Source organism: Pseudoalteromonas sp. SWYJZ19 (assembly GCF_015864375.1).
Lineage (GTDB): Bacteria > Pseudomonadota > Gammaproteobacteria > Enterobacterales > Alteromonadaceae > Pseudoalteromonas > Pseudoalteromonas arctica.
In genome coordinates this window covers 1-2,723 of the sequence record NZ_JADYXI010000048.1, presented here as the reverse complement: position 1 = coordinate 2,723, position 2,723 = coordinate 1, and the positions used below count along the sequence as shown (strand labels likewise).

General features: G+C 53.0%; 7 protein-coding genes. All 7 read right to left on the bottom strand.

Annotated elements, in window-relative coordinates; all coding sequences use genetic code 11:
• Nucleotides 1-2: 2 nt before the first annotated feature.
• Nucleotides 3-179, bottom strand: a complete 177-nt coding sequence (locus tag I6F45_RS21130) for a hypothetical protein (RefSeq protein WP_181870851.1) — start codon at nt 177-179, stop codon at nt 3-5.
• A 307-nt stretch (nt 180-486) separates the two neighbouring features.
• Nucleotides 487-894, bottom strand: coding sequence for a hypothetical protein (locus I6F45_RS21125; protein WP_197162032.1), 408 nt, complete (start codon nt 892-894; stop codon nt 487-489).
• A gap of 81 nt (nt 895-975) precedes the next feature.
• Entirely contained in the window at nt 976-1,263 is a 288-nt protein-coding gene (locus I6F45_RS21120; RefSeq protein ID WP_197162030.1) for a hypothetical protein, read from the bottom strand.
• 39 nt (nt 1,264-1,302) lie between these two features.
• Nucleotides 1,303-1,533 (bottom strand): hypothetical protein, encoded by a 231-nt coding sequence (locus I6F45_RS21115; RefSeq protein WP_197162027.1) that lies wholly within the window; start codon nt 1,531-1,533, stop codon nt 1,303-1,305.
• Between the two features lie 105 nt (nt 1,534-1,638).
• Nucleotides 1,639-2,040: a hypothetical protein gene (locus I6F45_RS21110; RefSeq protein ID WP_114488787.1), complete on the bottom strand. Its 402-nt coding sequence runs from the start codon at nt 2,038-2,040 to the stop codon at nt 1,639-1,641.
• A gap of 17 nt (nt 2,041-2,057) precedes the next feature.
• Nucleotides 2,058-2,288 (bottom strand): hypothetical protein, encoded by a 231-nt coding sequence (locus tag I6F45_RS21105; RefSeq protein WP_114488788.1) that lies wholly within the window; start codon nt 2,286-2,288, stop codon nt 2,058-2,060.
• A gap of 29 nt (nt 2,289-2,317) precedes the next feature.
• Nucleotides 2,318-2,470, bottom strand: a complete 153-nt coding sequence (locus I6F45_RS21100; protein ID WP_181870850.1) for a hypothetical protein — start codon at nt 2,468-2,470, stop codon at nt 2,318-2,320.
• Nucleotides 2,471-2,723: the final 253 nt, after the last annotated feature.

Below are 2,723 nucleotides of genomic sequence, written 5' to 3'. Positions count from 1 at the left end.
GGCTATGGCTCGATACCGCACGCCTTCAGGAATTCTGCTCGGTTGACGTTGAGCGTGCGGGCCAGCTCGCAGGCCACCAATCGAAGTTCCGACTCGGCTTGCACCCAGCCGCGCGCGCGGGCTTCAGCTATGCGGTCTTGGAGTACGGCCGCCAGTGCGGCATAGTCTGCTTTTTTCACGATGCGCTCCTCAAAGTTTCTACGGTCTCACGTTCAATGCCGACATTGCCCGGCACGCGGGGTTTGTCGCGCAGAATCTCACATTCGCGCCATCCGTCCTTGATAGCCTGCCGTGCTGCGTTGCGCGCATGCTGCAGAGTGGGGTAAGCATCCCAAAATTTTGGGAAGGGGTGACCNTAGCCTGCCGTGCTGCGTTGCGCGCATGCTGCAGAGTGGGGTAAGCATCCCAAAATTTTGGGAAGGGGTGACCGGGAAACCCGAAGGCGTGCACGGCAAAATAGCGTTTTTGTTTCATGCTGCAATCCCCTTAGAAATAGTCGCGGCTGAGTGAGTGTGAGCCAAACTCAACATAAGGCACCTTGATGGCTTCGTACACATCAGGCCCGAAAGCATCGTTAAGTCCAACACCGTGACCCATGGCTTGCATTGCGGCATAGTGACCGAAGTGGTCGATTGTGTTGGGTCGGTCGCCGTCACCATCGCGCTCAATCAGCCCCAGCAAGTCGCCGATGCTTAGACCGTTTTCGCGTTCCATATCCATGCGCAGGGTCCGCGCGGCGTGCATTGCAGCGGGGTCGATTTCATCGGGCATTACATCAAAAATTTCAGTACCTGCGCCGATGGGTGAATCTTCGGACTCATCGGCAGCATCCGCCCACGCACTGGCAAAAAATGCCTTTGCGGCGTGCAATTCAAATTCTTCGGTTTCAGCCATATCAGTTCACTCCTTGATAAATAACAGGGGGCAAAAACGCCCGGTAATAGCCCCGTACATAAGGGCTATTCGCTGGCGTTTTTATTTGTGTGCTGCCCACATGTGTGGCGCGGCATAAGGTGGCGCGGGTTGCTTCAACCACTGCCCCAGCGGCCACGATTGGTTGCGGCTTTCGCAATGGTCGTCGTCGCGCGGTTTACCCTTCTCCCCCGGAAAAATGGTGTTTTCGTACCACTCCGCATCCGAGACATATCCCGGCGCGTAGAACTGACCGTTGCAGGGTTTGCGTGCCCATGCCGGGATATGCTCCATGGCGTAGCGTTGCTGATACTGGGCTTTTGCCGTGGCAAGGGAAATAGCGCGTTTCATAATCAACCCCTCAAAATAAAATCAACTAAAAGCGGCAAACTAAAAAGAAGGCTGGTTAGGATGGCGGTACGGTCTTACACCTGCTGCAATATAACCAACACCTGGCACACGATATAGTGTGCAAGTAGCAGCGTGTGCGTAATTGTCTGTCGGGTTTGCATATTCCGCACAATATGAAATCAGTTCTCGATTTTCTGGCAAAGTTTCATTATCGGCATATGTTTTTGCAAGCGGGTAAAGCGTCCCGCCGTGTGATGCGTATGTTTTCATAATCAACCCCTCAAAATAAAATCAACCCCTCAAAATAAAATCAACCAGAAGCGGCAAACTAAAAAGAAGGCCGGTTAGGATTGCTGCAAGATAATCATTCATGGATTATTCCCCGTCGCGCTTATCAACAAAATCCAATGCAGTGCCATAGAACCCTTGCGAACGTGCCACGCATTCGACAAGCGCGCGGAATTCAGGCTTTGACCATGGGTTGCCAGTAGGTGTACCCTTGCGCGTAAATTGCACCCATGCATCAATGGCTTTCAAACGCTTATCGTCGAAAACCCAGTAATGTGCGCCGTCGAATTCACCACCGACCATATCGTCGTAATGGTCGGCATCCCAACCCAGTTTCTTCACCAGCGCATCGCATGCGGCTTTATGGTTACCGTAAATATTAAGCGCGTGGTCATAGGACACATAAATGCGTCCGGCTTCGCATTGCGCGCTGATACGCGAACCTTTAGTATCGGTAGGGCCGTGATATTTGGTGCGGATAGCTTGCATGGTTTTCTCCTAAATGTTCAGCATTGGTTAATGTGACCGGTATTCACGTTAATAGTGAATTCCCCGCCGTTGGACGTTTCGACAAAAACGCAATCTTCGCCGTGAAAATTAATCTCTACAATCGTAGCGCCCATTGGAATCAAACCGGCCTTACGCAATTCCGCTTGAATGCACAATTCAGCATTCGAGCGAATTTCATACGCGCCGTGTTTCACCCAGCGTTGCGCGTTAGATTGGATTGCATTCATGGTGTTTTCTCCTATTTGCGGTTGACGGTTTACAAACCCAGCAAGCGGGCGATCAGGCTTTTACGCACTGCGCGACGCTGGCCGATGGCTTTTGCGGCAGGCGCCAGGGCGGCCGCCCAGCGGGCCCGCTCTGCGGCTTGTGCTGCAAGGGCTTCGTTGACGGTGAATTCGTTGCGGGTCATGGTGCGGGTTCCTTTGCGTTGCGTTATCTGACTCAGTGGCTCTATTGTAGCTAACTTTTTAGCAGACGCGCAAGAACTATCGCAATTTATTTTCTAAGTAGTAACCCCTAGAGAAGGGGTGTGTAGGTGGCACATGCACCCATGCACCCATGCACCCATGCACCCATGCACCCATGCACCCATGCACCCATGCACCCATGCACCCATGCACCCATGCACCCATGCACCCATGCACCCATGCACCCATGCACCC